Raw genomic sequence first — 25,225 nt, forward strand, 5'->3', positions numbered from 1 at the left:
CCAGTCTGCATCTCGACCACCTCCCGGCACCGCAATTGTGCCGGGACACACGGCTATCCCGCTTCTTCCGCCCAGACGCGCCAGTTGTCCAGAACGCCGTGCAGAGCCGGCGTCAGCCAGCCCGGCGCGGACCGCCGGAAGACGCCGGGGTCCATCGATCCGGCGCCGGCCGGCAGCGCGCCGACCAGGTGCGGGACCAGCTCGCTCAGGTTCGCCCAGTGCACCAGCTCGGGCTCGGCGGGCCAGGCGCCGAGGATGACCTTGGCCGGGACGCCGCGGCGGTCCAGCGCCTCCAGCGTCAGCGCCGTGTGGTTCAGCGTGCCGAGGCCGGCGCGGGCCACCACCAGCACGTTCGCCCCCAGCGTGGTGGCCAGGTCGGCGAACGTCCACGCCTCGCCGGACGGCCGCAGCCCCATCGGGACCAGCAGGCCGCCGGCGCCCTCGACCAGCACCAGGTCGTGCTTGTCGGCCTCGGCGCGGATCGCGTCGACCACCTCGTAGAGCTCCAGCGCGGGCAGCTCGGCGACCTTGGCGGCGGCCAGCGGGGCGAGCGGCTCCGGGTACTCGGCGAGGGTTTTCACGGTGTCCGGGCCGGCCAGGCGGCTGACCACCTCGGCATCGGTCGGCGCGCCGGTGATGGTGCCGGTCTGTCCCGGTTTGAGGACCGCGACGCGCAGACCGGCCGCCTGGGCGGCGGCCGCGACCGCGGCGGTGGTGATGGTCTTGCCGACCTCGGTGTCGGTGCCGGTGACCAAGACGATCCCGTGCCACTCCCGGGGGTCGGCGGCGCGCCGCGGCTGCGCCGTCTTGTCGGTTTCCGCCGCTGGTTTCGGGCCGGCCTCCGCCGGCGAGTGCGGGCCGGTGTCCGCCCGCGGCGCCAGGTCAGTGTCCGCCTGCGGCGCTCTGTCGGCTTCCGCCTGCGGCGTCGCATCGGGATCGGCGGTGGCCGGGGCCGGCTCCTCTGCTGCCGGCTCGGCGGGCGGCACGGTCACATCCGCTGACGGTACGCCCTCAGCCCGGCCCGTGGCAGTGTCCGGCGCTGGTCCGCCCTCGGTGGCATCTCGCTCTCGCCCGCCCTCGCCAGGGCCCGCGGCAGCACCCGACTCACGACCGCTCTCAGCCGCGCCCGACTCTCGGCCGCCCTCGCCCGGGCCCGTGGCCGCGCCCGGATCACGACCGCCCTCAGCGGGACCCGCGGCAGCCTCCGGCGCCCTCCCACCCGTGGCCGCTTCTGTCCCGGACCCGCCCGCGCCCGAATCCGCCGCGACCTCTGGCGTGTGATGTCCGCCACCATGCGCGTGCAACGGGTCCGCGGCCGGGCCGAGCTGCCGGGCCGGCGGCGCGGCGGGCAGCCCGTGCCCCCCGCTGCGCCAGCCGCGCGGCAACGGGGTGACCGCGATGCCCGGGTAGGCGGCGGTCCGGAGAGAGTCGGCGTTCATGGTGCGCACTCCACGATCACATCCACGGCCCGGGCGAAGTCCGCCTCGGGCACACCCGCGTTGAGGGTCAACCGCAGCCGCGAGCTCCCGTCCGGGGTCGACGGCGGCCGGAAGCAGCCGACCGCCACCCCCCGATCCTGGCAGTCCGCGGCCCAGCCGACCGCGGCCTCCGGGCCCGGGGCGGGCACCGAGAGCACCCCGGCAGCCGGGTCGGCCACCGGGAAGCCGGCCGCGCGCAGCCGCGTGGCGATCCGGGCGCCCCGCTCGACCAGCGTCGCGCGCCGGTCGTCGGCGGCCCGGGCCAGCCCGACCGCGGCGTGCACGCCGGCCACCACGGCCGGCGGCGGAGCGGTGTCATAGATGAAGGTGCGGCCGGTGTCGACCAGGTGGCGGATCACCGGCTCGGCGCCGGCGATCACCCCGCCCGCGCCACCCAACGACTTGGAGAGCGTCGCGGTGACGATCACGTCCGGCTGCCCGGCCAGGCCGGCCGCCGGCACGCCACCGCCGCCGGCCGGGCCGAGCAGGCCGAGCGCGTGCGCGTCGTCGACGATCAGCAGGGCGCCGCGGGCCGAGGTGACCGCGTGCAGCTCGGCGAGTGGGGCGAGGTCGCCGTCGACCGAGAAGACCGACTCGGTGACGACGGCCGCCGTCCGGCCGGGGTGGGCGTCCAGGACGGCGGCGACGGCGGCCGGATCGTTGTGCGGCGCGACCGTCACCGGCAGTCCGGAGATCTTGCAACCGTCGATCAGCGAGGCGTGGTTGAACGCGTCCGAGACGACCAGGTCGCAGACCGTGGCGGCGAGCCGGACGGCAGCCAGGTTCGCCAAGTAGCCCGAGGAGAAGACCAGCGCGCTCTCGGCCCCGAGCCAGTCGGCCAGCGCCGACTCCAGAGCCGTGTGGGCGTCGGTGCTGCCCCGGACCAGCCGGGAGCCGGTGGCGCCCAGGCCGTACTCCTCCAGCGCGGTCACCGCGGCCGCGACCACCGCGGGATGATCGGACAACCCGAGATAGTCGTTGCCGGCCAGGTCGACGACCTGGTCGCCGGCCGGCCGCGGCCGGAGCCGGCGGGTGAGCCCCGCCTTGGCCCGCTCACGGGCCAGGCGATCGAGCGACCCCAACCAGTCCACGAAGCCCCCAGAGATCACGAGAACCGGAAACTACCACCCACGTCCGACAGTCCCTGCCGGGCAGCGAAGTCTGTAGGGTACGGACATGCCTCAGATCCTCGACCGGGCACGTACCCGGGTCCTCGACAGCGGCGTCGGCCTCGATCAGGCCGAGATCCTGGAGATCCTGCGACTGCCCGACGAGGATTTGCCCGAGCTGCTCCAGCTCGCTCACGACGTGCGGATGAAGTGGTGCGGCCCGGAGGTCGAGGTCGAGGGGATCGTCTCCCTGAAGACCGGCGGCTGCCCGGAGGACTGCCACTTCTGCTCCCAGTCGGGGCTGTTCGCGTCCCCGGTCCGCGCCGTCTGGCTGGACATCCCGTCCCTGGTGGAGGCCGCTCGGCAGACCGCCGCGACGGGCGCGACCGAGTTCTGCATCGTGGCCGCCGTGCGCGGTCCGGATCAGCGGCTGATGGACCAGATGCGCCAGGGCGTCAAGGCGATCAAGGAGGCGGTCGACATCCAGGTCGCCGCCAGCCTCGGCATGCTCACCCAGGAGCAGGTCGACGATCTGGTCGACATGGGCGTGCATCGCTACAACCACAATCTCGAGACCTGCGAGTCCTACTTCCCGAACGTGGTAACCACCCATTCGTGGGACGAGCGCTGGTCCACGCTGAAGATGGTCCGCGAGTCCGGGATGGAGGTCTGCTGCGGCGGCATCCTGGGCCTGGGCGAGACCGTCGAGCAGCGGGCGGAGTTCGCCGCGCAACTGGCCGAGCTCGACCCGCACGAGGTCCCGCTGAACTTCCTGAACCCGCGGCCCGGCACCCCGCTCGGCGACCGCCCGGTGGTGGAGGGCAAGGACGCGCTGCGCGCGATCGCCGCCTTCCGGCTGGCCATGCCCAAGACCATCCTTCGGTACGCCGGTGGCCGCGAAATCACGCTCGGTGACCTCGGCACCCGCGAGGGCCTGCTCGGCGGCATCAACGCCGTGATCGTCGGGAATTACCTGACCACCCTGGGCCGCCCGGCCACCGCGGACCTGGAGCTGCTCCAGGACCTGAAGATGCCGGTCAAGTCCCTGTCGGCGACGTTCTGATGCCGACCACGATGAAGACCTACTGCGACCGCTGCGGCGACCCGGCCGACTCCGGCGACCACACCCCGTGCGCGGCGGCCCGCGAGCTGGAGCCACCCCGCTACTGCCCCGATTGCCGCCGCCGCATGAAGGTCCAGGTCGTCCCCACCGGCTGGACCGCCACCTGCGTCGAACACGGCCTCCACCACAGCTGACCCCTCCGGCCCGCCGCAGCCCCGACCGCCATCCCAGCAACCGGCAGGCCACGATCTTCACCGCCAGGCCAGCAGCCAGCGGCCCACGGTCGCGGCCGCCACCAACGGCCCGACACTGGCCGCGGTCTTGACCGCCAGGCCAGCAGCCAGCGGCCCCCAGTCGCGGCCGCCACCAACGGCCCGACACCGGTCACGGTTTTGGTCGCCAGGCCAAGGGGCGGTGGGTCACGGCCGCGGCCGCCACCAACGGCTCGACACCGGTCACGGTCTTGGTTGCCAGGCCAAGGGGCGGTGGGTCACGGCCGCGGCCGCCACCAACGGCTCGACACTGGTCACGGTCTTGACCGCCAGGCCAGCAGCCGGCAGCCCCCGGCCGCAGCCGCCACCAACGGCCCGACACCGGTCACGGTTTGACCGCCAGGCCAAGGGGCCAGCGGGTCACCGTCGCGGCCGCCGCTCGCGGTCCGCGACTGGGCGCGTTCGCCCTGGCTTGCCCTGAGGGCCCCGAAAGCGGACGGATGACAGCCCTCGACACAGGCCAAAACCTGGGCTGGTGCTGGTGGCCCTATCAACACGCGGGATAGGGCCCTGAGCACCAGCCCGACACTGCCCGGCTGGCCGTCGCGGCCCTATCAAGACGCGGGATAGGGCCCTGAACACCAGCCCGACACTGCCCGGCTGGCCGTCACAGCCCTACCAAGACCCGAGACAGGACCCTGAACACCAGCCCGACACTGCCCGGCTGGCCCTCACAGCCCTACCAAGACCCGAGACAGGACCCTCAACACCAGCCCGACACTGCCCGGTCACGTCCACCGAAGTGGTGTATGACCTGGTCTTTCCCGGTGTATGAAGGCGGCCATCGCAGATCCTTCGGATTGTCTGAAGATCACGAAGGAGAGACCTGCGATGGCCGCAGAACCGAGTCTGAACGTCGCGAACCTGTTGCGCGAGCATCTTCAATCGGCGAGCCCTGATCTGCTGCGGGCGATGGTGAAAACCTTCGCTGACGTGCTGATGTCCGCCGAAGTCGACGCGCTGTGTGGCGCCGAGTACGGCGAACGCAGCGATGAGCGCACCAACTCCCGTAACGGCTACCGCCACCGCGACTGGGACACCCGCGCCGGCACCGTCGAACTGGCCATCCCCAAACTGCGGCAAGGCTCCTACTTCCCGGACTGGCTACTGCAACACCGCCGCCGCGCCGAACAAGCCCTCGTCAGCGTCGTCGCGACCAGCTACCTGCTCGGCGTCTCCACCCGCCGGGTCGAGAAACTGGTCGAGCAACTCGGCATCAAGCAGCTGTCCAAAAGCCAGGTCAGCGAGATGGCCCGCCATCTCGACGCCCAGGTCGAAGCGTTCCGCCAACGCCCGCTCGACGCCGGCCCCTACACGTTCGTCTGGGTCGACGCCCTGGTCATCAAGGTCCGCGAGCACGGCCGCACGATCAACGTGCACGCGCTGATCGCGGTCGGGGTCAACGCCGACGGCGGCCGCGAAGTCCTCGGCCTGGAGATCAGCTCCGACGAAGACGGCGCCGGCTGGCTCGCCTTCCTCCGATCACTGACCGCCCGCGGCCTGGCCGGCGTCCGGCTGGTCGTCTCCGACGCCCACCGCGGCCTGGTCTCCGCGATCGGGGCTGCACTACCCGGCGCGTCCTGGCAACGCTGCCGCACCCACTACCTGCGCAACCTGCTCGCCAAAGTCCCCAAAACAGCGCAGCCCTGGGTCGCCACCCTGGTCCGCACCGTCTTCGACCAACCCGACACCGACGAAGTCCACGCCCAGTTCGCCCGCGTGCTCGACACCATCGCCGAGAAGTTCCCCGACGCCGCCGAACACCTCGACGACGCCCAAGCTGACCTGCTCGCCTTCACCGCGTTCCCACGCGAGCTCTGGCGCCAAATCTGGTCCAACAACCCCCAAGAACGCCTCAACAAGGAGATCCGGCGGCGCACCGACGTCGTCGGGATCTTCCCGAACCGGGCCGCGATCATCCGCCTCGTCGGCGCCGTACTCGCCGAACAAACCGACGAATGGGTCGAAGGACGCCGCTACATGAGCCTGGACCTACTCCGCAAAGCCCGCCTCACACCCATCACCACCAGCCAAGACACCGAACCCGACCAACCCGCCGAGATCGCCGCATAGCATCAACCCACACGGATCAGCGATGGCCGACTCTTACACCACGCCAGCGGACGCGGCCCACTGCCCGGCTGGCCCTGACGGCCCTATCAAGACGCGGGATAGGGCCACCAGGGCCAGCCCGGGTTTGATCTCCGGAACCACCCGCGGACAGCAAAGGGCGGGCTGATCGTTCTGGACGCGTCAGCGGCCAGATCAGCCCGCCCGGCCCGCGCGGGAGCATGCGATCCGCACCCCGCCGGGCCTGCGTAAATGAAGATCTTCGCAGGCCGCGAGACGGGCACCGCAGAGAGAGCCCGAAGCGACCCGGCGGGAACCCGAAATTACCCTGGGCGGCGGGCCCGAACCGGTACCCGCCGCCCCTCTCACCCGCTACCCCGAAGTAGCAGGAGTCTCGTCGCCGACCGGCTGGGCGGCGGTCGGGAGGGTGACGCTCACCAGGGAACCGTCGCGCTCCAGCGGCCCGTGACCGAGGCGGCGCAGGGTGCGGAGCATCGCCACGTTGTCCGCGCTGGTGTGGGCGACCAGGGCGGCGAAGCCGGCGCGCTCGGCGTGGGCGCGCAGGCGGCGGAGCAGGGCGGTGCCGAGGCCCCGGCGCTGCCAGTCGTCCTCGATCAGGACGGCGACCTCGCCCAGGTCGCCCTCGGCGCAGAGGCTGGCCGTCGCGACGACGCGGCCGCCGGGGGCGATCGCGAGCAGCGTGACGCCGCCGGGCGGCTCGAGCAGGCGGCGCAGGCGGGAGTCGCCGGGGACCACGCCCAGGTAACGCCGGCGCAGGGTGGCGGTGGAGCAGTGGTCGTGCAGCTCGCGGACGGCGGGCAGGTCGTCCGGGCCGGCCGGGCGCAGGGTCACCTCGGCGCCGTCCGGCAGCATCAGGGTGACGGTCTCGCGCTGGTGGCGGGTGACACCGGCGGCGAGCTCGACCAGGGCCTGCGCCCGGGCGAACTCGGCCGGGGTGAAGGCGGGCAGGGCCCGGAGCACCTCATAGGAACCACCGGCCGGGTCGGTCAGGGTCATCCGGCCGCCGTGCACGCCGGGCTGCTCGGCCGACGGCCGCGGGCGCCAGCGCACGTCCGTCGCGTCGAGCAGGGCGACCAGGGTCTCGCCCAGCGCCTCCGGCTCGTGCACCAGGCGGCCGGCCAGGGCCAGCGCGCGGGTGGGCTGATCGGCCAAGCCCTGCGCCTCGGCGCGGGCCACGAACGCGTCCCGCCCCCGGCCCTTGGTCACCGCGGCCAGCAGGTCGGCCTCGGTCATCGTCTCCGGGGCGTCGACCAGGAAGTCGTCGACCGCGCCGGCCTCGGTGGTGTGCACCTGGACGGCCAGGATGTTGATCGATTTCAGGGCGAGACTCGCGGTCAGCACGGACAGGTAGCCGGGACGGTCGTCGACCGTGGCCCGGACACGCCACAACGCCATGCGGGGCACTCCTTTCGCTCTGCCTCAAGAGTGCCCCGGCCTTGTTGCCGTGTTATTGCCTGAGCTGCGATTTTCCGGGTTAGGACGGTCACACCTTGGCGATCGTGGCGGGCGTCACGGCGTCCAGCCGGTCGCCCAGGATCACCGCGGCGGCGCGCACCAGCTGGGCCACCCGGTCCACCTCGGTCACGTGGAACGCGGCGGCCGGCAGGTCGTCCTCGTCGGTCCGGGCGACCAGCAGGACCAGCCCGCCACGGCCGAACGGGGCGACCGCGTACCGGGCGCCACCCGGGTCGGCGAACGGGCGGGCCCGCAGCGGGGTGACCTCGGGCAGGTGCAGCGGGGACGGGGCGCGCCAGCTCGCGTACGCCACCCGGGGCTGGTGACCGACCCCGTTGGCGCCGTTGCGCGCGGCCCAGTCGGCCGGGACCGTCGCCGCTGCCGCCCAGTCGGCAGCGAGCAGCCCCGGGACCGCGTCGACCAGGGTGGCCAGCCCGTCCGCCGGGTTCGCCGCGACCTGGGCGAGCAGCTCGGCGTCGTGTCCACCGTTCACCGGGGCGCCGATCGCCTTCCACACCCCGTCGACCTGGACTCCGGGGATCGCGGCCAGCCCGGCCAGCAGACGCTCCACGCGGGCCGCGCCCGGCCAGACGACGGTGAAGTCGTCGACCGCCCGGCCACCGAGCCGCTCCAGCACCACGACCTGCACGATGTCCGCGCCGGCCACGCCGAGAGTGCGCGCGACCTGGCCGAGAGCGCCGGGACGGTCCGGCAGGGTGACTCGAACCCGCAGCAACATGTGACTCCTCCCGTCGCGGACGACCGGTGCCGCCGCCCTAGGTGAACACCCTGCCCATCCGGCGTTTCGGACCCGTTGCACGGTCGTGTCCCGGCCATCAAGCCGGGCAAGATATGCCGTAAGTCACAACTCAGCGTAGGCAGATCCCGCTCCGGGATTCCGCACGGTTGTCAGCTGTCTGACACCTTCGGGTATCGGCCGGGCGCCGCGGCCGTACCACAAATGCACCGGAAGCGGACCGTGCGTCCTAGAGTCGAAACATGATCTGCGAGTCTTGCCGGGATCGGCGGCACGAGGACTGCAAGGGCGGATCGTGGTGCGACTGCCAGCACCGCGAGCCCGGTCCGGTCCCGCCGGTGACCGGCCCGCCCGGGCCATGATCCCGCTTCCGGAGGACCGGGACGGGCTGGTCGCCCGTTATCCGCGGCACGAGCGGCCCACCCTGCGGGCGAACTTCATCGCCAGCGCCGACGGGGCGGTCTCCGTCGACGGCCTCTCCGCCGGGCTGCAGGGGCCCGGTGACAAGGAGGTCTTCGACACCCTGCGGATGGTCTGCGACGCGCTGGTCGTGGCGGCCGGCACGGTGCGCGCCGAACGTTACGACGCGCTGCGGCTGACCGCGGACGATCGCGCCTGGCGCCGGGCGCAGGGGCTGCCGGAGTTCCCGCTCATGGTGATCGTCTCCGGGTCGCTGGACCTGGACCCGGCCCAGCTGATCTTCTCGGACGCGCCGGTCCGGCCGATCGTCCTGACCCACCGGGCCGCGCCGGTCGCGCCGATCGGCGAGGTGGCCGAGGTGATCGCGGTCGGTGACGAGCGGGTCGACCTGGCCGCCGGGGTGCGGCTGCTGCACGAGCGCGGCGCCACCCAGTTGCTCTGCGAGGGCGGTCCGGCGCTGCTCGGCTCGATGATCGCGGCGGACCTGGTCGACGAGTTGTGCCTGACGGTGGCGCCGCTGCTGATCGGCGGCCGGGCCGGCCGCATCGCGACCGGTCCGCCTTCGCCGCCGCGGCGGATGTCGCTGCGGCACGCACTGACCAGGGACGACATGCTTTTCTTACGGTACGCCCGGAGTTAGTCCCGGCCGACGTCGGTGCCAACCGGTGTGATGTCAGGCGCGCCTCCTTCGGGTGATCAAGATCTTGTGCATAACTCTGTGGATGGACCCCAGAAGTTGTGGACAACCCCGGGAACAAGCGTTTTGTCGTACCTCTGAGGCACCATGATCTCCGTGTCTGACGAAACTTCCCCCGTCGGGCGGGTGTTGGGTACCGCCGATGCCACCCCGTTGCAGTTCTGGACGGCCGTCGCCCCCGGCAGCTACCTCCAGCTCGACGACGTCGTGGTGACCCAGCGTGAGCTGCCGGACCGCGAGCCGGTGACGATCGCCGGGGTGGTCACCCAGGTCCGGGCGCGGCACGAGGGCGCGCAGTTCGACTCGGACGTGTTCGCCATCGCCGACGGCACGCTGCCGGCCATGGTTCAGGAGGCGGCCGAGATCACCACCACCCGCGTCGACCCGGAGCTCTACGTGCCACCGGCCCCCGGCGCGATCGTGCACCGGGCCTCCGGCGAGGACCGCGACGCCGCCCTGCACTTCGACCGGATGGAGCGCCGCGTCCCGATGGGCACCGGCCGCGACGGCGTCCCCGTGTTCCTGAACGCGGACTTTCTGGACGGCACCCGCGGCGCGCACGTCTCCATCTCCGGCATCTCCGGCGTGGCCACCAAGACCAGCTTCGCCACGTTCCTGCTCTACTCGGTGTTCCGCTCCGGGCAGCTGGGCGCCGACGGGGCGAACGCACGGGCGCTGATCTTCAACGTCAAGGGTGAGGACCTGCTCTTCCTCGACCACCCGAACACGAAGCTGGACGAGCAGACCCGGGCGTATTACAAGCTGCTCGACCTGCCGGACACCCCGTTCACCGACGTCCGGGTCTACGCGCCGCCCCGCCCCGGCGACCCGTCCGGCGCCCCCGACGTGAGCGGCCGGCTGACCGGCGTCGACGCGTTCTACTGGACGCTCGACGAGTTCTGCTCCGGCAAGCTCCTGCCTTACGTGTTCGCCGACGCCGACGACGAGCGCCAGCAGTACACGATGGTGGTCCACTCGGTCACCGCCCACCTGCACCGGTTCGCGGTCCCGGCCGAGGGCGGGATCAGCATCGACGGCCGCCGCATCGGGTCCTATGGCGACCTGGTCGATCACATCGTCGACCAGCTCACCGACGACGAGACCCGGTCGATCTGGGCCGGCAGCGCGATCAACATGGGCACGGTGAACGCGTTCGCCCGCCGGCTGATCGGCAGCAAGCGGGACCTGTCCCGACTGATCCGGGGCGACCTGGCGCAGCGCCGCCCGCACCAGATCAAGACCGCGGACAGCGCCCAGGTCACCGTCGTCGACCTGCACAACCTGCCGGACCGGGCGCAGCGGTTCGTGGTCGGCGTGACGCTGAAGTCGGAGTTCGAGGAGAAGGAGAAGTCCGGCACCGGCCGCCCGCTGCTCTTCGTCGTCCTCGACGAGCTGAACAAGTACGCGCCGCGCGAGGGTTCCTCCCCGATCAAGGAGGTGCTGCTCGACATCGCCGAGCGCGGCCGCTCGCTGGGCGTGATCCTGATCGGCGCGCAGCAGACCGCCAGCGAGGTGGAGCGCCGGATCGTCACCAACTCGGCGATCCGGGTGGTCGGCCGGCTCGACCCGGCCGAGGCCTCCCGGCCGGAGTACGGCTTCCTGCCCCCGGCCATGCGCCAGCGCGCCCTGCTGGCCCGGCCCGGCACGATGTTCGTCAACCAGCCGGACATCCCGGTCCCGCTCTGCGTGGAGTTCCCGTTCCCGGCCTGGGCCACCCGCAAGTCGGAGTCCGGTCCCCCGCCCGCCGAGTCGCTGCGCTCGATCGTGCAGTCCGCCGACCCGTTCGCCGTGATCGGCGGCCGGGCCGGTGGCGACGACGACATTCCGTTCTAAGGTTCTGCGATGCGCATCCTGCACACGTCCGACTGGCACGTCGGCAAGGTTCTCAAGGGTCGCGACCGGCGTGAGGAGCACACCAAGGTGCTCGCCCAGGTGATCGAGATCGCCCGGGCGGAGAAACCGGACCTGATCATCATCGCCGGTGACCTCTACGACACCGCGGCACCCACCGCCGAGTCGACGCGTCTCGTGACGCGGGCGCTCTCTGCGCTGCGCAACACCGGGGCGAGGGTGGTGGCGATCGGCGGCAACCACGACAACGGTCAGGCTCTGGACGCGCTGCGGCCGTGGGCCGACGCGGCCGGCATCGAGTTGCGCGGTTCCGTCCGGGAGAGCCTCGGCGACCTGGTGATCGAGGGCACCACCGAGGGCGGCGAGCGGTGGCGACTGATCGCGCTGCCGTTCCTCTCCCAGCGATATGCGATCCGCGCCGCGGAGATGTACGACCTCACCGAGGCCGAGGCGAATCAGACGTATGCCGATCTGATGGCACGGCTGATCGGCAAGCTGAGCGAGTCCTTCGCGGAGCCGGGGGTGGTCAATCTGATCACCGCGCACCTGACCCTGGTCGGGGCGAGCACCGGCGGCGGCGAGCGCGAGGCGCACACGATCATGGGCTACGCCGTGCCGTCCACGGTCTTCCCGCAGAACACGCACTACGTCGCGCTCGGCCACCTGCACCGCTCGCAGCGGGTGATCGGCCCCTGCCCGGTGCGGTACAGCGGCAGCCCGCTCGCCATCGACTTCGGCGAGGAGGAGAACGTCTGCTCGGTGGCGATCGTCGAGGTCGGCGTGGACAAGGCGGCCCAGGTCCGGGACGTGCCGGTCACCGAGGCGCTCACGTTGCGCACCGTCCGGGGGACCCTGGAACAGCTCGCCACGGTGAACCTTCCGGATGCCTGGCTGCGTGTCCTGGTGCGTGAGGCGCCCCGCCCCGGCCTGCGCGAGGACGTGCAGGAGCTGCTGCCGAACGCTCTGGAGGTCCGCATCGACCCGGACATGCTGCCCGACCGCGCGGGCGCCCGATCGGCGGAACGCGCCGGCCGCTCCCCGCGCGAGCTCTTCGGCGACTACCTGGACAGTCGCGGCAACGCCGAGGAGGGCGTCCGCGAGCTCTTCGACGAGCTGTACGACGAGGTGAGCAGCACCCAATGAGGCCCATTCGGCTGGACATGTCCGGGTTCACGGTGTTCCGTGACCAGACCACGGTGGACTTCACCGACGCCGACTACTTCGCCCTGGTCGGCCCGACCGGCTCGGGCAAGTCGACGGTGCTCGACGCGATCTGCTTCGTGCTCTACGGCCAGGTCCCGCGCTGGGGCGGCGCCCGGGGCATCGGCAACGCGCTCGCCCCGTCCGCCGCCGAGGCCCGGGTCCGCCTGGTCTTCGAGTCGGCCGGTGACCGCTACGTGGCGACCCGGGTGGTCCGGCGTGACGGGCGGGGCAACGTCAAGACCTCCGGCGCCGGCCTCCAGCTGATGCCGCCCGGCTTCGATGTGAGCAAGCTCGACACCGGGATGGACCTGGACGACCTCGGCGAGGTGCTGGCCGGCGTCCCGGCCGAGATGGACGACGCGGTGCTGCACGCCGTCGGCCTGCCCTATGAACAGTTCACCAGCTGCGTGGTGCTGCCGCAGGGCCAGTTCGCCGACTTCCTGCACGCCAAACCGGCCACCCGCCAGCAGATCCTGGTCAACCTGCTGGGCCTGCAGATGTACGAGCAGGTGCAGGTCAAGGCGGCCGAGCGGGGCAAGGCCGCGGAGGCCAAGCTGACCGTGGTCGACCAGGCGCTGGCCGCCCTGGAGGACGCCACCGACGAGGCGGTCGAGGAGGCCGCGGGCCACCTCGCCCGGATGCGGGAGCTGACCGCCGCGGTCGAGGCCGCGGTGCCGGCGCTGCGGGCGGCCCGGGCGGCCGAGGACGCGGCGCGGAGCACCCGGGACACCCTGGACACGGAGCTGCGGCTGCTGACCTCGGTGCGCACCCCGGCGAACCTGGCCGAGGCGACCACCGCGATCACCGCGGCCCGTGCCGAGGCCGAGCGGGCGGCCGAGGCGGTGCACGCGGCCGAGGAGGCCGAGGAGAAGGTGCGCGGCGAGCTGGCCGCGGCCGGCGACGCCGGTTCGCTGCGGCTGGCCCTGGACCGGCACACCGAGCTGGAGCGGCTCACGGAGCAGGAGGGCTGGTTCGCCGGCAAGGTGTCGGTCGCCGAGGTGGAGTGCCGGGACGCGCGCGCCGCGGCCGACCTGGCCGAGTCCGAGCACATCGGCGCCCAGCAACTGCTCGAACAGGCCCGGCAGGACTACCGCGACGCCCAGCAGCGGGACCGCGCCACCGCGCTGCGCGGGCACCTGACCCCCGGTGACGACTGCCCGGTCTGCGAGCAGCCGGTCACCGTGGTGCCGGAGGTTCCGCGGGAGTCGGCGGTGCGGCTGGCCGAGGCGGCCGGGACCGCCGCCCGGCAGGCCGCCGAGCAGGCCACCGCCCGCTGGCAGGAGCGCGACGCGGTGGCCCGCAACCTGGAGTCCGACCTGGAGCGCAAGCGCGGGCAGTACGAGCACCACCTGACCCGGCTCGCCGAGGTGCGCAAGGCGGTGCAGGGCCTGCCCGGGGTGGCCGCGATCCAGCAGCAGCTCGCCGAGTTCGGGCGGTTGCAGGGCAGGCTGGAGGACGCCACCTCGGCCGTCCGGACGGCCCGTGACCAGCTGCGCTCCGCTCAGGCCGCGGTCCGGGCCGCCGAGGAGCAGCAGCGCACCGCGTGGCGCCGGTTCGACGAGGTCCGTGACGGCCTGGCCCGGTTCGTGCCGCCGCCGGCCGATCGGGACGACCTGGCCGGCGCCTGGCAGACCCTGGTCGGCTGGGCCCGGGACGAGCACGCCGCCCGCTCCGCGGCCCGGACCGAGGCGGACGCCACGGTCACCGCCGCGCACGAGGCCACGGCCGGCGCCCAGTCGGCGATCGCGACGCTGTTCACCGACGCCGGGGTGCAGCCGCCCACGGTCGCGCCGGCCGACGCCGAGGCCACCCTGATCCGGGCCGCCGCGGTCACCGCCGAGCGGGCCGAGGCGGCCTGGCAGCGCCTGGTCGAGCGGCTCGAGCAGGCGCGCGAGATGCAGGACCAGCGGATGGCCCTGCAACAGGCCGGCCGGGTGGCGAAATCGCTGGCCGGGCACCTGCGGGCGAACAACTTCGAGCGCTGGCTGCTGGAGGAGGCACTGGACCTGCTGGTCGACGGTGCCTCCCGGATCCTGCGCGAGCTCACCGGCGGGCAGTACGAACTGATGCACGACAAGGGCGAGTTCTTCGTGATCGACCATCACGACGCGGGACTGCGGCGGGGCGTGCGCACGCTCTCCGGCGGCGAGACGTTCCAGGCGTCGCTGGCGCTGGCCCTCGCCCTCTCCGAGCAGCTCGCCGGGATGAGCACCACGGCGGCCAGCCTGGAGTCGATCGTGCTGGACGAGGGCTTCGGCACGCTGGACGCGGCGACCCTCGACGTGGTCGCCGCGACGCTGGAAAATCTGGCCGCCCGCGGCGACCGGATGGTCGGACTGGTCACCCACGTGCACGCGCTCGCCGAGCGGGTGCCGGTCCGGTTCGAGGTACGCAAGGACGCCCGCACCGCACACGTCGAGAGGATCGGCCTGTGACCCGGATGTACGTCGACGCGTGGGACCCGGCGTACGGGGCCTCCTTCGAGGGCGGGGACGGCGAGGGGCCGGCCTCGCCCAGCAGCGCGCAGGTGGACGTCGACGTGGAGGTGCCGGCCGCCGAGTGGGCCCCGGTCGACGTGCCGGCCGGCGCCCGAGCGCCGGACGTGGTGTTCCTGGTCGACGGGGTCCGCCGCAACGACGCCCAGATCTGGACCGCGGAGGAGGACGGCACCTCGTTCGCCGGGCTGGCCGCCTCGTTCGCGGCCGGCGTCGTCCGGTGCGACCTGGCGCACGGCGCGGCCGAGCTGGTCGCCGCCCGGGTCGGCCGGGGCCTGTTCACCGCCAGCCCGTCGGTCGACGGCGTGCAGGCCGGTTCGGTGCACTACGAGATCCACCGGATCGCCGGCGCCGGCGAGGCGAGCAAGCTGCAAGCCGCCGTGCAGGGGCCGCTCACCGCGCTGGAGATCGACATCTCGTCGGAGGCGCGGGCCCGCGGCACGGACGGCGCCGACCTGCTGATCGTGGACGGGCCGCTGCGGGACCGGCGGCAGCTGCCGCGCACGATCGGATACATCAAGACGCAGAAGAGCCGCTATCTGCCCGCGGCCCAGGAGGCGGTCGTGCCCCGGTTGCGGGCCGGCCAGCGGACCCCGGTCTTCCATCTCGGCACCCGGTGGGGCGGCTGGTCGTGGTACCTGCGGCTGCCGAACGGGACCGGCGCGCCGTGGTCCGGCATCGTCCGGGTGGAGTGCTCGCCGGAGCTGACCGTGGACCAGGCGATCGAGTTGGCCGGGCTGTCCGGGGCGACGCTGCCCCGGTTCGCGTCGGCGTCGTACAAGGATCCCCGGGCGCCGCAGAACCTCGTGCCGATCGCCGGGCTGGAGCGGCGGCTGCGCGGCATGCTCGGGGACTCGCGCGTGCTGCATCGGGCACTCGCGCTCGCCTCGGCACGTTCCCGCTGATCGGGCGCTCACTGGCATCCTCCGCAGGTTTCCCATTTTCCGGGAGTTGGTACCGCATATCGGTACAGGAGGGGCCGTCCCGAAAAAATCGTCGAAGCGCCCGTGTCACAGGTCCGGACCATCCGGGACAGGCCCGGATCACCCCATTCGTTCTCCACGCAGAGCCACGCGGTAAACACGCGTTTACTACAAAGCCGCGCGCCGGAGCAGCAAGATCAAGGAATGGGAGCGCTCCCTACCGGGTGTCGCCCGAAAGAGTCCAAGAGATATCCGAGCATCCCCCGAACGGTCTCGGGACCCCGCCATTCACCACACAATACTCATCCACCGACACCCAGCGGAATTGCTCGCTCACGGAGCGGGATCACGCTCTCCCGCGACGGGCGAAATTATTTCCAGAGCCATGTCTCGCACCGGGGCGACTGAGTATCATTCCGCCTTACCTGGCGTCCGAATCGGCGTAGATCAATCCCCCCATGATCCGCGACCGGCACGCCGTCACGATCGTCACCACAAGCGGAGGACCCTTGAGACCGAGTGTCCCGGAAAATCTCGCGCCGGCTTTGATCCCGGCCGGGCCCCCCAGCCGTATCTCAGGCGACGGGGAAAGGTCCGGGCGGAGGTATCGATGCATGCGGTGGCCGAGAAGCGGCTCTCGCCGGAGAGGGTGCGTGTGATGGCGCGACACTCCGGAAGCAGGTGGCAGGCACTCGACGGAGGCCGTGGTGCACAGGATGACGGTTCGGTGATCCCCCGCCAGTCGGCCCGCCACGAGGCGCCGAACACCAGCGCCAGTCACGAGGACACACTGGTCAAGCTGCTCTACGAAGAGCACGCCGGACCGTTGCTGATGTTCGTGCTGCGCCTGACCGGCGGCGACCGGCAGCGCGCCGAGGACATCGTGCAGGAGACCCTGCTGCGGGCCTGGCGCAACGCGCACCGGCTCGGCGCGCAGGGACAGCAGTCGCTGCGCCCGTGGCTGGTCACGGTCGCCCGCCGGATCGCCATCGACGAGCACCGCAGCGCCAACGCGCGGCCGGCCGAGACGTACGACCGGGAGCTGGAGAGCTTCCCGACCACCTCGGACGAGACCGACAAGGTCCTGCAGTCCATGACGGTGTCGGACGCGCTCCGGCAGTTGAGCCACTCGCACCGGGAGATCCTGATCGAGACGTACTTCCGCGGTCGCACGGTGCCCGAGGCGGCCGAGGTTCTCAACCTTCCGTTGGGTACGGCCAAGTCCCGGGTGTACTACGCTCTGCGTGCGCTGCGTACCGCTCTGCAGCAGCGGGGGGTGACGGAATGACTCAGGAAGACCACTACGACGTCGCGTCGTACGCCCTCGGCGTGCTCGACGACCGCGACGCCGCCCGGTTCGAGGACCACCTGATCGAGTGCCCGCAGTGTGCGTTCGAGCTGGAGTCCTTCGTCCAGGTCGCGGACGCGCTGGCCGACGTCGACGCGGAGGCGCTGCTCGCCGCGGAGAAGTCCGAGCAGGACGGCGTCCTGCTGAACAAGATGTTCCGCGAGGTGAAGGTCGAACGCCAGCGGGCCAACAGCCGCCGGCTCTACTCGCTCGCCGCCGCCGTGGTCGTCTTCGCGATGCTCTCCATCGGCTCGCTCTTCCTGGGCCCCAAGCTGCTCGGCACGGACACCACGACGCGGAACCCGGGCACCACCGCCAGCGACAAGCTCGACCCGCTGCCGGACAGCGACGGCGTCGGCATCGGCGGCCTGCCCCTGCCCGGGCAGAACTACAACGGCACGGACACCCGGACCGGTGTGGCCACCGCGGTCGGCCTGGAGAAAAAGGACTGGGGCACCCAGATCTCCTTCGCGGTCTCCAACATCAAGGGGCCGAAGACGTGCGGCCTGGTCCTGGTGCACCGCGACGGCACCTCGGAGCGGGTGGCCACCTGGACGATCGGGGAGAAGGGCTGGGGCACCCCGGCCAACCCGTCCCCGCTGCTGCTCCAGGCGGTGACCGGCACCCCGCGCGACGACATCGCCCACGTGCAGGTGCAGGAACTCACCGCGACCGGGACCGGGGAGACGCTGATCAGCGTTCCGTAATCATTCGAACACGAATAGGGCTCAGCCGCCTCGGCTGGGCCCTTTTTCGCCGTGTGGGCCTTTTCTATACGCACCGCACCCGGCCCGCGGTTCAAACAAAAATTCCCCAATTTGATCGAGCCAAATGTTCAACCGCCACCGCGCAGGTCCCGTACTACTGCGCGGAAATGGCAGTGGGTATCGATCAGCTGGAGGACCCAGTGGTACCGGAGAAGCGCAAGTTGATGGTCGCCGGAGTGGCGCTGGCTGCGATGGTCGCACTACCCGGCTGCGCTCCGGCCGGACTCGACAACACGGCCGACTACGGCAACGCGGCGGAGCCCGCCGCGGCCGACGTGGCGGCCACCCCGGGCGCCGAGGCGACCGGCGGCGCGGTCGACCCGAACGCGGCCGACCCGGCCTCCACCGCCGAGCCGGCCCCGGGCGACACCGGGTCCGAGGTCGCGGACGATCTGGTCACCACGTCGCTCACCGGCACCTCGGTGCCGCGGATGGGCAAGGTCGTCGAGGACCAGGACGGGTTCGTCATGTACCGGTTCGACGACGACGGCGACGACCCGGCGAAGTCGAACTGCAACGGTGACTGCGCGAAGGTCTGGCCGCCGGCCCTGACCAACGACGGCAAGCCGACCCTCAAGGGCGTGGACCAGAAGCTGGTCGGCACGGTCACCCGGGCGGACGGCACCAAGCAGCTGACCCTCAAGGGCTGGCCGCTCTACCGCTACGTCGGCGACAAGAAGCCGCACCAGTGGAAGGGCCAGAACGTCAACGGCAAGTGGTTCGTGATCACGCCGACCGGTACCAAGAACCTCACCTGCCTTCCGAAGATCTCGAAGCCGGTGGCGCCACCCGCGGACGCCTCCGGCGGTGACTCCGGCGCCGGTGGCTCCGGCAGCGACTACAGCTACTGAGGAAACGGCAGGTGACGACGATGAAGTCCTGGCTGGTGGGTGCCGCGGCCGTGACGTTGGCTTTCATGCTGACGCCGGCCAGTGCGGCCCGGGCCGACGACGCGGTGCCGGTGCCCCCGAACACCGGGCTCACCGACACCGCGAAAGGCTCGCTCAGCGCCGCTGATCAAGACTTCGTGATCAAGGTACGACTCGCCGGCCTCTGGGAGATCCCGGCCGGAAACATGGCCCAGGAGAAGTCGAACGACCCGAACGTCGTCAAGATCGGCAAGTCGATCGCGGCGCAGCACGTGGCCCTCGACAGCCTGGACCGGGCGGCGGCCAAGAAACTCGGCATCGACCTGCCCAACCAGCCCAACGACGATCAGCAGGGCTGGCTGAACGAGATGAAGAACGCCTCGGGGGCACAGTTCGACCAGATCTTCGTCGACCGGCTCCGCGCCGCGCACGGCAAGATCTTCCCGGCGATCGCCAGCATCCGGGCCGGGACGCGCAACGACACCGTCCGGAAGCTGGCCCAGCAGGCCAACCAGTTCGTCATGACGCACATGACCCTGCTGGAGAGCAGCGGCATCGTCGATTACGGCGCGCTGCCCACCGTGGCCGCGCCCACCGCCGGCCAGAAGGGCCCGGTGCCGATCGACAACCAGATGATCGTCGCCGCCAGCAACGGCGGCGGAGTGCCGGGTCTCAGCAACACCGTAATCCTGCTCGTCCTTGCTGCCGCGCTGGTGATCGGCGTGATCACCACCATGCGCATCTTCCGATCGCGGTAGCCCCGAGAGACATCGCCCCGACGGCGACGAAGAAAGGTGTCACCCATGCGAAGGTCCAAGTACCGGCGCCCCACTAACCCGACGTGGTTCAGCGGGCGTCGCCGGATCATCGCCGTGGCGGCCACGCTCGCGGCGTTCGGCGGCATCGTGACGGTCACGCAGATCTCCAGCGCCAGCACCAACGACAACACCAAGTCGGCGCTCGCGGCCTGCGACAACCTGAAGGCCGGCGGTCAGACGAAACTGTCCACGCAGACCCGGCGCGGCACGTACACCACCAACAACGGCACGGTCACCCAGCACCCGGACGACGGGGCCGGGGACGTGGCGACCACCGAGCAGGTGCGCGCCCGCTGCCGCGACTGGGTGATGAACAACGTCGCCAACACGCAGAACCAGACCAACCGGCGCCGTAACCGGGGCAACGGCGGCAACAACAACACCGGCGGCAACAACAACGGCGGCAACAACGGCGGTGCCGCGAGCAGCGCGCCGACCAGCGCCCCCGCGACGGGCCAGGCCTCCGACGGTGCCTCCGCTCCCGCCACCACCGAGCCGACCGACAACCAGAACAACACCGGCGGCAACAACAACGGCGGTGGGAACAACAACACCGGCGGCAACAACAATGGTGGCAACAACACCGGCGGCAACAACAACGGTGGGAACAACAACGGCGGCGGCGACAACGGCGGGAACAACAACGGCGGCGGCGCGACCGCGGCGCCCAGCACCCCGCCGCCCGGCGCCGGCCTCGGCATCCTGACCAACAGCTGCGACACCAGCAACCTGCCGCGGCACGACGGTTTCCAGAAGGGCGACCGGTGCGTCTCCACCGAGTTCGGTGAGGTCGGCTCGGCCGCCAACAACCCGTCGCTGCTGATCACCCAGGCGCCGCGACAGGTGAACCGGAACACCGCGTTCACCCTCCAGGTCAGCACCCGCAACCTGATCCGCGACCGGTTCCTCGCGGCCGGTCAGGGCGGCTACTACGTGGAGTCCAGCGTTCTCCAGAACGGCCTGGTCCGCGGCCACTTCCACACCGCCTGCCGGATGCTCGCCAGCACCAACGAGGCGCCGACCCCGGAAGGCGTCCCGGCGTTCTTCGTCGCCACCGAGGACAGCAAGGGCGGCCGCACGCCGGACACGGTCACCATCCAGGTGCCGGGCCTGCCGCAGGCCGGACTCGCGCAGTGCGCGTCCTGGGCCGGTGACGGCTCGCACCGGATCCCGATGATGGAGCGCGCCAACCAGACCCCGGCCTTCGACGTGGTCCGGATCCGGGTGCGCTGATCCCGGCCGGCCCTCGGCCGGCCCTTCCCGAACACGCTCGCGGAGCACAGTCGCCCGGCGGGCCCGAACCGGAGAGGCACATTCCCACGGTGTCTCGCCGGGACCCCCCTTCGGGCCCGCCGGCCGTCCTTCCCCTGCCGGACGCGAACCGCGACTGCCCGGCCTCCACCCGGGGCACCGCTCCGCAACCGGGTGATCGATCCGATCACCGTCCGATGGCCCTGACCCCAGCACCGGGGACAGGGCCATCGGCTTGCTCGTCAAACGGCGCCGGGCGTGGCACAGTTTCCGGATGACCGCCGAGGTGAGCCGCCGCCTGACACCGCCGGAGCGGTATCAGTTCGCCGCCTCGGTGCGCTCGCTGCTGGTGCCCAAGCACGACCCGTGCGGCGTGCTGCGCGACGGTGAGCTGTGGCTCGCGGTCCGCTCCCCCGCCGGCCCGGCGACCCTGCGGCTGGCCCGGGAGGCCGGCGAGCTGGTCGCGACCGGGCACGGGCCCGGGGCGGGCTGGGTGATCGAGCGGGCCGACGCGATCGCCGGGCTGCGCGACGACGTGAGCGGCTTCGCCGACCTGTCCCGCCGGCATCCGCTGGTCGCCCGGCTGGCCACGACGTTCGCCGGGGTGCGGATGCCGGCCACCGGGCAGGTGTTCCCGCGGCTGCTGAGGGCGATCCTGGAGCAGAAGGTGACCGGCACCGAGGCGCACCGGTCGTACCGAAAGATCTGTCGTCATCTCGGCGAGCCCGCACCCGGGCCGGTCCCCCTGGTGCTGCCGCCCGATCCGGCCGCCGTGGCGGCCCGGCCCTACTGGGAGTTCCATCCGCTCGGCGTCGAGCAGCGGCGCACCCAGGCGCTGTTGCGCGCCGCGCAGGTGGCCGCACGGCTGGAGGAGTGCGCCGACTCGGCCGAGGCCACCCGGCGGATGACCGCGCTGCCCGGGATCGGGCCGTGGACCGCGGCCGAGGTGGTCCGGACCGCCTTCGGCGACCCGGACGCGGTCAGTGTCGGCGACTATCACATTCCCAACACCGTTGCGTACGCCCTGGCCGGCGAGCCCCGCGGCACCGACGAGCGGATGCTGGAGCTGCTCGAGCCGTTCCGGGGGCACCGGGGCCGGGTCTGCGATCTGCTCGCCATGGGCGGCCTGATGGCCCCCCGCTACGGCCCGCGGATGCCGGTGCGCTCGTTCGCCCGGTTCTGAGTTAATCGATCTTCACGATGGGGCAATAGGCCCTCGCCGGTGGTTGGAAGAGCTCCGGTTCGGGTAACGGCGGCGACATGCGAACCCCCCGCAGAGTCGCCGTCGTTGCCCACAAGAAGAAGACCCTCGGTGGCGGGCTGGACGAGCTGCGCCGCCGGCTCACCGACCACGACATCAAAGACCTTTTCTGGTACGAGGTGCCGAAGAGCCGCAAGGCGCCGGCCCGAGTCCGCGAAGCCCTCGCCGAGAAGCCGGACCTGCTCGTGGTCTGGGGCGGTGACGGCATGGTGCAGCGCACCCTGGACGTGGTCGCGGCCGACGGCTCGCCCGTGCCGGTCGCGATCATGCCGGCCGGCACCGGCAACCTGCTGGCCGGCAACCTGGGCATCCCGACCGACCTGGAGCAGGCCGTCCAGATCGCCTTCACCGGCGACCGGCGGCGGCTCGACCTCGGCAAACTCGGTGGCGAGCACTTCGCCGTGATGGCCGGGGTCGGCTTCGACGGCGCGATGATCAAGGACGCCGACGGTGCCCTGAAGGACCGGCTGGGCAAGCTCGCGTATGTCTGGACCGGCATCCGGCACGTCAGCGGCGAGGCCCCGCGCACGAAGATCAAGGTGGACGGTGTCCCCTGGTTCGACGACGAGGCCAGCTGCGTGCTGATCGGGAACGTCGGGACGATCACCGGCGGCATCCAGGCCTTCGACGACGCGGCGCCGGACGACGGGTGGCTCGACGTCGGGGTGGCGACCGCGCAGGGTGCGCTCCAGTGGGCGCGGGCGCTCGGCACCATGGCGGTCAAGCGCTCCGACAGCTCACCGTTCGTCCGGACCACCCGGGCCCGCAAGGTCTCGGTCCGGCTGAAGTCGAAGCTGGAGTACGAGCTCGACGGCGGCGCCCGGGCCCGGACGAAGAGCTTCACGGCGTCGATCGTCCCGGGCGCCGTGGAGATCTGCGTCCCCGCGGCGGAGGAACGGTCCGAGGATTCGAGTGACCGATAGGCGACAGAAGACTTCGTCGCCGTCCGTCCCGCCCCGCGCGGTTATTGCCCGGATAGGCCCAGGAATCCTCTGGATTGACCATGCTTGCGGCCCCCAGACTGGCGGTTCACCCATCGACACGAGAGGTCCGCCATGTCGCCACTGCTCCTGGGCACCCTGCTGGCCGTCGCCACCGTCCCGGTGATCGCTTACCGCCTCGGCCGCACCCACGCGGCCTGGCAGGACGCCCGCTCGTCGAAGCGCTCGTTCCGCCAGGACCGCCGCACCGCCTGGTCGCACACCGCCCGATTAGCCGCCGGCGCTGCCCTGGTCCTGCTGGGCCTCACCGCCGCCGCGTACGACCTGGCCCGCTGAGCGTGGTCAGGCGATCTGCTGCCACCAGCCGTCGACCGGGGGCGGGTTGTCGACGTCGACGCGCTCGCCGGGGCGCGGGATCGACAGCCGCACGCCCCTGGCCTTGGCCTCGCGCCAGGTGCGGTCGGCCGGCTCGGACCAGTCGTGCAGGGCCAGGTTGAAGGTGGCCCAGTGGACCGGGATCATCAGGCCGCCGCGGACGTCGACGTGCACCGAGACGCCGTCCTCCGGGACCATGTGGATGTCCGGCCAGGCGTCGCCGTACGCACCGACCTGGACCAGGGTGACGTCGAACGGGCCGTGCTCCTCGCCGATCTCGGCGAAGCCGGGGAAGTAACCGGTGTCGCCGGAGTAGAACGCGCGGCGGGTCGGTCCCTTCAGCACCCAGCTGGCCCAGAGGGTCTCGTCACGGTTGAAGCCGCGGCCGGAGAAGTGCCGGGCCGCGGTGGCGGTCAGCTCCAGCGTGCCGACCTTGTGCGACTCGTCCCAGTCCAGCTCGACGATGCGGGACTCGGGGACGCCCCAGCGCTCCAGGTGGGCACCCACGCCGAGCGGGACCAGGAACGGTGCGGCCTGGAGGTCGACCAGGGTCTGGATGCTGACCATGTCGAGGTGGTCGTAGTGGTCGTGGGAGATCACGATCGCGTCCAGCGGGGGCAGCTCGCGCAGCGGGACCGGCGGCTCGTGGAGCCGGCGCGGGCCGGTCAGCCGGGACGGGGAGCAGCGGTCGCTCCAGACCGGGTCCAGCAGGACGCGGTGACCCTCGATCTCGACCAGCGCGGAGGAGTGCCCGTACCAGGTGACGTGCAGGCCGTCGGCGGGGGCCGAGGGCGGGGTGACCACCGGGACCGGCAGGTGCGGCCGGCGGGCGTCGCGGTCGGTCATCGCGGCGACGAACAGCCGCGGCATGGACGCCGCGGCGACCTCGGTGGCCGGGACCGTGTTGCGGAATTTTCCACCGGAGAACTGCGGGGAGGCCTCCATCCGGGCGCGGCGTGCGCCGCGCGCTTTCGCGCCCATCTGGGCGGGGAGGTCGCGGGCGGCCCAGACCGCCGCGGCGCCGAGTGCCAGAGCCACTACCGTACGGGTACGAACACGCTTCGCCATGTGCTCCAGTCTGACCTGATCGAGCCCGCCACGCCCAGCGCCTCCCTGAGGCGACGCTGAGAAAGCGCCTGCTCCGGACCCTCACCGGCATTCCGAGCGGGCCTATGAGGCGTATGACACACTGCCGCGGTGACGATCGACATTCTTCAGGCTCAGCAACAGCTCATCGTGCGTCAGCGCGTGCGTTTGATGGTCAATCAGTACGAGGTGCACGCCTCCACCCCGGACGGCCAGGAAGCCGGCATGCTGGCGTTCGCCCAGCAGAAGCGGCTGGCGTTCAAGGAGCAGGTCACCCTCTACACCGACGACACCAAGCAGGTGCCGGTGCTGGGCTTCAAGGCCCGTCAGGTGATCGACCTGGGCGCGACCTACGACGTGGTGGACGCGGCCGGCGCCCCGATCGGCCTGTTCCGCAAGAAGTTCGGCGCGTCCCTGCTGCGCTCCACCTGGGTGCTGGAGCAGCCGGGTTACGCCGAGTTGGTCGGCCAGGAGCGGAACTTCTTCGTGGCGCTGTGCCGCCGGTTCATCGACTACCTGTCCTGGCTGCCGTACCACTTCGACTTCGAGATCAACGGGCACGTCGGGTTCTCGGTGGAGCGCAAGTGGGGCTTCCGGGACACCTACAACGTGACCATCCACGACCCGAACCTGGACCGTCGCCTGGTGATCGCGATGGCCGTCGCGCTGGACGCGCTCCAGTCCCGGTAATTTGC

The 25,225-nt window shown here is 71.8% G+C and carries 22 protein-coding genes; 17 read left to right on the forward strand and 5 right to left on the reverse strand.

Features of this window, described 5'->3' with window-relative positions:
- Window positions 1-53 precede the first annotated feature (53 nt).
- The gene (bioD, locus tag Aiant_RS14100) at window positions 54-761 is read right to left on the reverse strand and encodes a dethiobiotin synthase (RefSeq protein WP_189336980.1); all 708 of its coding nucleotides are present in this window, start codon (window positions 759-761) and stop codon (window positions 54-56) included.
- A gap of 674 nt (window positions 762-1,435) precedes the next feature.
- Window positions 1,436-2,569, reverse strand: coding sequence for an 8-amino-7-oxononanoate synthase (locus Aiant_RS14105; protein ID WP_189336961.1), 1,134 nt, complete (start codon window positions 2,567-2,569; stop codon window positions 1,436-1,438).
- 85 nt (window positions 2,570-2,654) lie between these two features.
- On the opposite strand from Aiant_RS14105, the gene bioB reads away from it, so the two are divergent.
- The 3 genes from bioB to Aiant_RS14120 all read left to right on the forward strand — a co-directional run bounded on the left by bioB (window position 2,655) and on the right by Aiant_RS14120 (window position 5,995).
- Entirely contained in the window at window positions 2,655-3,650 is a 996-nt protein-coding gene (gene bioB / locus Aiant_RS14110) for a biotin synthase BioB (RefSeq protein ID WP_189336960.1), read from the forward strand.
- On the forward strand, window positions 3,650-3,844 hold the full coding sequence (gene bsaP / locus Aiant_RS14115) for a biotin synthase auxiliary protein BsaP (protein ID WP_229831505.1): 195 nt from the start codon (window positions 3,650-3,652) through the stop codon (window positions 3,842-3,844). Before bioB ends, bsaP begins: the two co-directional genes overlap by 1 nt.
- Window positions 3,845-4,753: 909 nt before the next feature.
- A complete protein-coding gene (locus Aiant_RS14120; protein ID WP_212847084.1) occupies window positions 4,754-5,995 on the forward strand; it encodes an IS256 family transposase in 1,242 nt (413 codons plus the stop codon).
- 369 nt (window positions 5,996-6,364) lie between these two features.
- On the opposite strand, the gene Aiant_RS14125 is transcribed toward Aiant_RS14120, so the two are convergent.
- Both Aiant_RS14125 and Aiant_RS14130 read right to left on the reverse strand, forming a co-directional pair.
- Entirely contained in the window at window positions 6,365-7,408 is a 1,044-nt protein-coding gene (locus Aiant_RS14125; protein ID WP_189336509.1) for a GNAT family N-acetyltransferase, read from the reverse strand.
- 88 nt (window positions 7,409-7,496) lie between these two features.
- Window positions 7,497-8,207 (reverse strand): ACT domain-containing protein, encoded by a 711-nt coding sequence (locus tag Aiant_RS14130; protein ID WP_189336508.1) that lies wholly within the window; start codon window positions 8,205-8,207, stop codon window positions 7,497-7,499.
- 376 nt (window positions 8,208-8,583) lie between these two features.
- Here Aiant_RS14130 and Aiant_RS14135 point away from each other — a divergent pair, with 376 nt between their 5' ends.
- The 13 genes from Aiant_RS14135 to Aiant_RS14195 all read left to right on the forward strand — a co-directional run bounded on the left by Aiant_RS14135 (window position 8,584) and on the right by Aiant_RS14195 (window position 23,405).
- The gene (locus tag Aiant_RS14135; RefSeq protein ID WP_189336517.1) at window positions 8,584-9,285 is read left to right on the forward strand and encodes a pyrimidine reductase family protein; all 702 of its coding nucleotides are present in this window, start codon (window positions 8,584-8,586) and stop codon (window positions 9,283-9,285) included.
- A gap of 144 nt (window positions 9,286-9,429) precedes the next feature.
- A complete protein-coding gene (locus tag Aiant_RS14140) occupies window positions 9,430-11,175 on the forward strand; it encodes an ATP-binding protein (protein ID WP_189336507.1) in 1,746 nt (581 codons plus the stop codon).
- A gap of 9 nt (window positions 11,176-11,184) precedes the next feature.
- Window positions 11,185-12,336: an exonuclease SbcCD subunit D gene (locus tag Aiant_RS14145; RefSeq protein ID WP_189336506.1), complete on the forward strand. Its 1,152-nt coding sequence runs from the start codon at window positions 11,185-11,187 to the stop codon at window positions 12,334-12,336.
- Window positions 12,333-14,831, forward strand: coding sequence for an AAA family ATPase (locus Aiant_RS14150; protein WP_189336505.1), 2,499 nt, complete (start codon window positions 12,333-12,335; stop codon window positions 14,829-14,831). Before Aiant_RS14145 ends, Aiant_RS14150 begins: the two co-directional genes overlap by 4 nt.
- Window positions 14,828-15,796, forward strand: coding sequence for a hypothetical protein (locus Aiant_RS14155; protein ID WP_189336504.1), 969 nt, complete (start codon window positions 14,828-14,830; stop codon window positions 15,794-15,796). The genes Aiant_RS14150 and Aiant_RS14155 overlap by 4 nt, the downstream gene beginning before the upstream one ends.
- Before the next feature lie 628 nt (window positions 15,797-16,424).
- Window positions 16,425-17,102, forward strand: coding sequence for a sigma-70 family RNA polymerase sigma factor (locus Aiant_RS14160; RefSeq protein ID WP_189336503.1), 678 nt, complete (start codon window positions 16,425-16,427; stop codon window positions 17,100-17,102).
- On the forward strand, window positions 17,099-17,869 hold the full coding sequence (locus Aiant_RS14165; protein ID WP_189336502.1) for a zf-HC2 domain-containing protein: 771 nt from the start codon (window positions 17,099-17,101) through the stop codon (window positions 17,867-17,869). Before Aiant_RS14160 ends, Aiant_RS14165 begins: the two co-directional genes overlap by 4 nt.
- A gap of 224 nt (window positions 17,870-18,093) precedes the next feature.
- Entirely contained in the window at window positions 18,094-18,780 is a 687-nt protein-coding gene (locus Aiant_RS14170; protein WP_189336501.1) for a hypothetical protein, read from the forward strand.
- 20 nt (window positions 18,781-18,800) lie between these two features.
- Window positions 18,801-19,556 carry a DUF4142 domain-containing protein gene (locus Aiant_RS14175; RefSeq protein ID WP_189336516.1) on the forward strand — a complete coding sequence of 252 codons (756 nt, stop codon included), beginning with the start codon at window positions 18,801-18,803 and terminating at the stop codon, window positions 19,554-19,556.
- A 45-nt stretch (window positions 19,557-19,601) separates the two neighbouring features.
- On the forward strand, window positions 19,602-20,849 hold the full coding sequence (locus tag Aiant_RS14180; protein WP_189336500.1) for a Pecanex-like protein 1: 1,248 nt from the start codon (window positions 19,602-19,604) through the stop codon (window positions 20,847-20,849).
- A 292-nt stretch (window positions 20,850-21,141) separates the two neighbouring features.
- Window positions 21,142-22,050 (forward strand): DNA-3-methyladenine glycosylase family protein, encoded by a 909-nt coding sequence (locus tag Aiant_RS14185; protein WP_189336499.1) that lies wholly within the window; start codon window positions 21,142-21,144, stop codon window positions 22,048-22,050.
- Between the two features lie 77 nt (window positions 22,051-22,127).
- Complete coding sequence (locus Aiant_RS14190; protein WP_189336498.1) at window positions 22,128-23,051, forward strand: diacylglycerol/lipid kinase family protein; 924 nt, start codon at window positions 22,128-22,130, stop codon at window positions 23,049-23,051.
- Window positions 23,052-23,183: 132 nt separating this feature from the next.
- The gene (locus tag Aiant_RS14195; RefSeq protein WP_189336497.1) at window positions 23,184-23,405 is read left to right on the forward strand and encodes a hypothetical protein; all 222 of its coding nucleotides are present in this window, start codon (window positions 23,184-23,186) and stop codon (window positions 23,403-23,405) included.
- A gap of 6 nt (window positions 23,406-23,411) precedes the next feature.
- On the opposite strand, the gene Aiant_RS14200 is transcribed toward Aiant_RS14195, so the two are convergent.
- A complete protein-coding gene (locus Aiant_RS14200) occupies window positions 23,412-24,512 on the reverse strand; it encodes an MBL fold metallo-hydrolase (RefSeq protein ID WP_189336496.1) in 1,101 nt (366 codons plus the stop codon).
- A gap of 189 nt (window positions 24,513-24,701) precedes the next feature.
- On the opposite strand from Aiant_RS14200, the gene Aiant_RS14205 reads away from it, so the two are divergent.
- Complete coding sequence (locus tag Aiant_RS14205; RefSeq protein ID WP_425322693.1) at window positions 24,702-25,220, forward strand: LURP-one-related family protein; 519 nt, start codon at window positions 24,702-24,704, stop codon at window positions 25,218-25,220.
- Window positions 25,221-25,225 lie beyond the last annotated feature (5 nt).

This window comes from Actinoplanes ianthinogenes (assembly GCF_018324205.1).
Taxonomy (GTDB): Bacteria; Actinomycetota; Actinomycetes; order Mycobacteriales; family Micromonosporaceae; genus Actinoplanes; species Actinoplanes ianthinogenes.

What these genes read in the sequence shown, in the direction of transcription:
- bioB (WP_189336960.1), top strand. Translation starts at nt 2,655, where the DNA reads ATGCCTCAGATCCTCGACCGGGCACGTACCCGGGTCCTCGACAGCGGC.
- bsaP (WP_229831505.1), top strand. Translation starts at nt 3,650, where the DNA reads ATGCCGACCACGATGAAGACCTACTGCGACCGCTGCGGCGACCCGGCC.
- Aiant_RS14120 (WP_212847084.1), top strand. Translation starts at nt 4,754, where the DNA reads ATGGCCGCAGAACCGAGTCTGAACGTCGCGAACCTGTTGCGCGAGCAT.
- Aiant_RS14125 (WP_189336509.1), bottom strand. Translation starts at nt 7,408, where the DNA reads ATGGCGTTGTGGCGTGTCCGGGCCACGGTCGACGACCGTCCCGGCTAC.
- Aiant_RS14130 (WP_189336508.1), bottom strand. Translation starts at nt 8,207, where the DNA reads ATGTTGCTGCGGGTTCGAGTCACCCTGCCGGACCGTCCCGGCGCTCTC.
- Aiant_RS14135 (WP_189336517.1), top strand. Translation starts at nt 8,584, where the DNA reads ATGATCCCGCTTCCGGAGGACCGGGACGGGCTGGTCGCCCGTTATCCG.
- Aiant_RS14140 (WP_189336507.1), top strand. Translation starts at nt 9,430, where the DNA reads ATGATCTCCGTGTCTGACGAAACTTCCCCCGTCGGGCGGGTGTTGGGT.
- Aiant_RS14145 (WP_189336506.1), top strand. Translation starts at nt 11,185, where the DNA reads ATGCGCATCCTGCACACGTCCGACTGGCACGTCGGCAAGGTTCTCAAG.
- Aiant_RS14150 (WP_189336505.1), top strand. Translation starts at nt 12,333, where the DNA reads ATGAGGCCCATTCGGCTGGACATGTCCGGGTTCACGGTGTTCCGTGAC.
- Aiant_RS14160 (WP_189336503.1), top strand. Translation starts at nt 16,425, where the DNA reads ATGCATGCGGTGGCCGAGAAGCGGCTCTCGCCGGAGAGGGTGCGTGTG.
- Aiant_RS14165 (WP_189336502.1), top strand. Translation starts at nt 17,099, where the DNA reads ATGACTCAGGAAGACCACTACGACGTCGCGTCGTACGCCCTCGGCGTG.
- Aiant_RS14170 (WP_189336501.1), top strand. Translation starts at nt 18,094, where the DNA reads ATGGTCGCCGGAGTGGCGCTGGCTGCGATGGTCGCACTACCCGGCTGC.
- Aiant_RS14175 (WP_189336516.1), top strand. Translation starts at nt 18,801, where the DNA reads ATGAAGTCCTGGCTGGTGGGTGCCGCGGCCGTGACGTTGGCTTTCATG.
- Aiant_RS14180 (WP_189336500.1), top strand. Translation starts at nt 19,602, where the DNA reads ATGCGAAGGTCCAAGTACCGGCGCCCCACTAACCCGACGTGGTTCAGC.
- Aiant_RS14185 (WP_189336499.1), top strand. Translation starts at nt 21,142, where the DNA reads ATGACCGCCGAGGTGAGCCGCCGCCTGACACCGCCGGAGCGGTATCAG.
- Aiant_RS14190 (WP_189336498.1), top strand. Translation starts at nt 22,128, where the DNA reads ATGCGAACCCCCCGCAGAGTCGCCGTCGTTGCCCACAAGAAGAAGACC.
- Aiant_RS14195 (WP_189336497.1), top strand. Translation starts at nt 23,184, where the DNA reads ATGTCGCCACTGCTCCTGGGCACCCTGCTGGCCGTCGCCACCGTCCCG.
- Aiant_RS14200 (WP_189336496.1), bottom strand. Translation starts at nt 24,512, where the DNA reads ATGGCGAAGCGTGTTCGTACCCGTACGGTAGTGGCTCTGGCACTCGGC.
- Aiant_RS14205 (WP_425322693.1), top strand. Translation starts at nt 24,702, where the DNA reads ATGGTCAATCAGTACGAGGTGCACGCCTCCACCCCGGACGGCCAGGAA.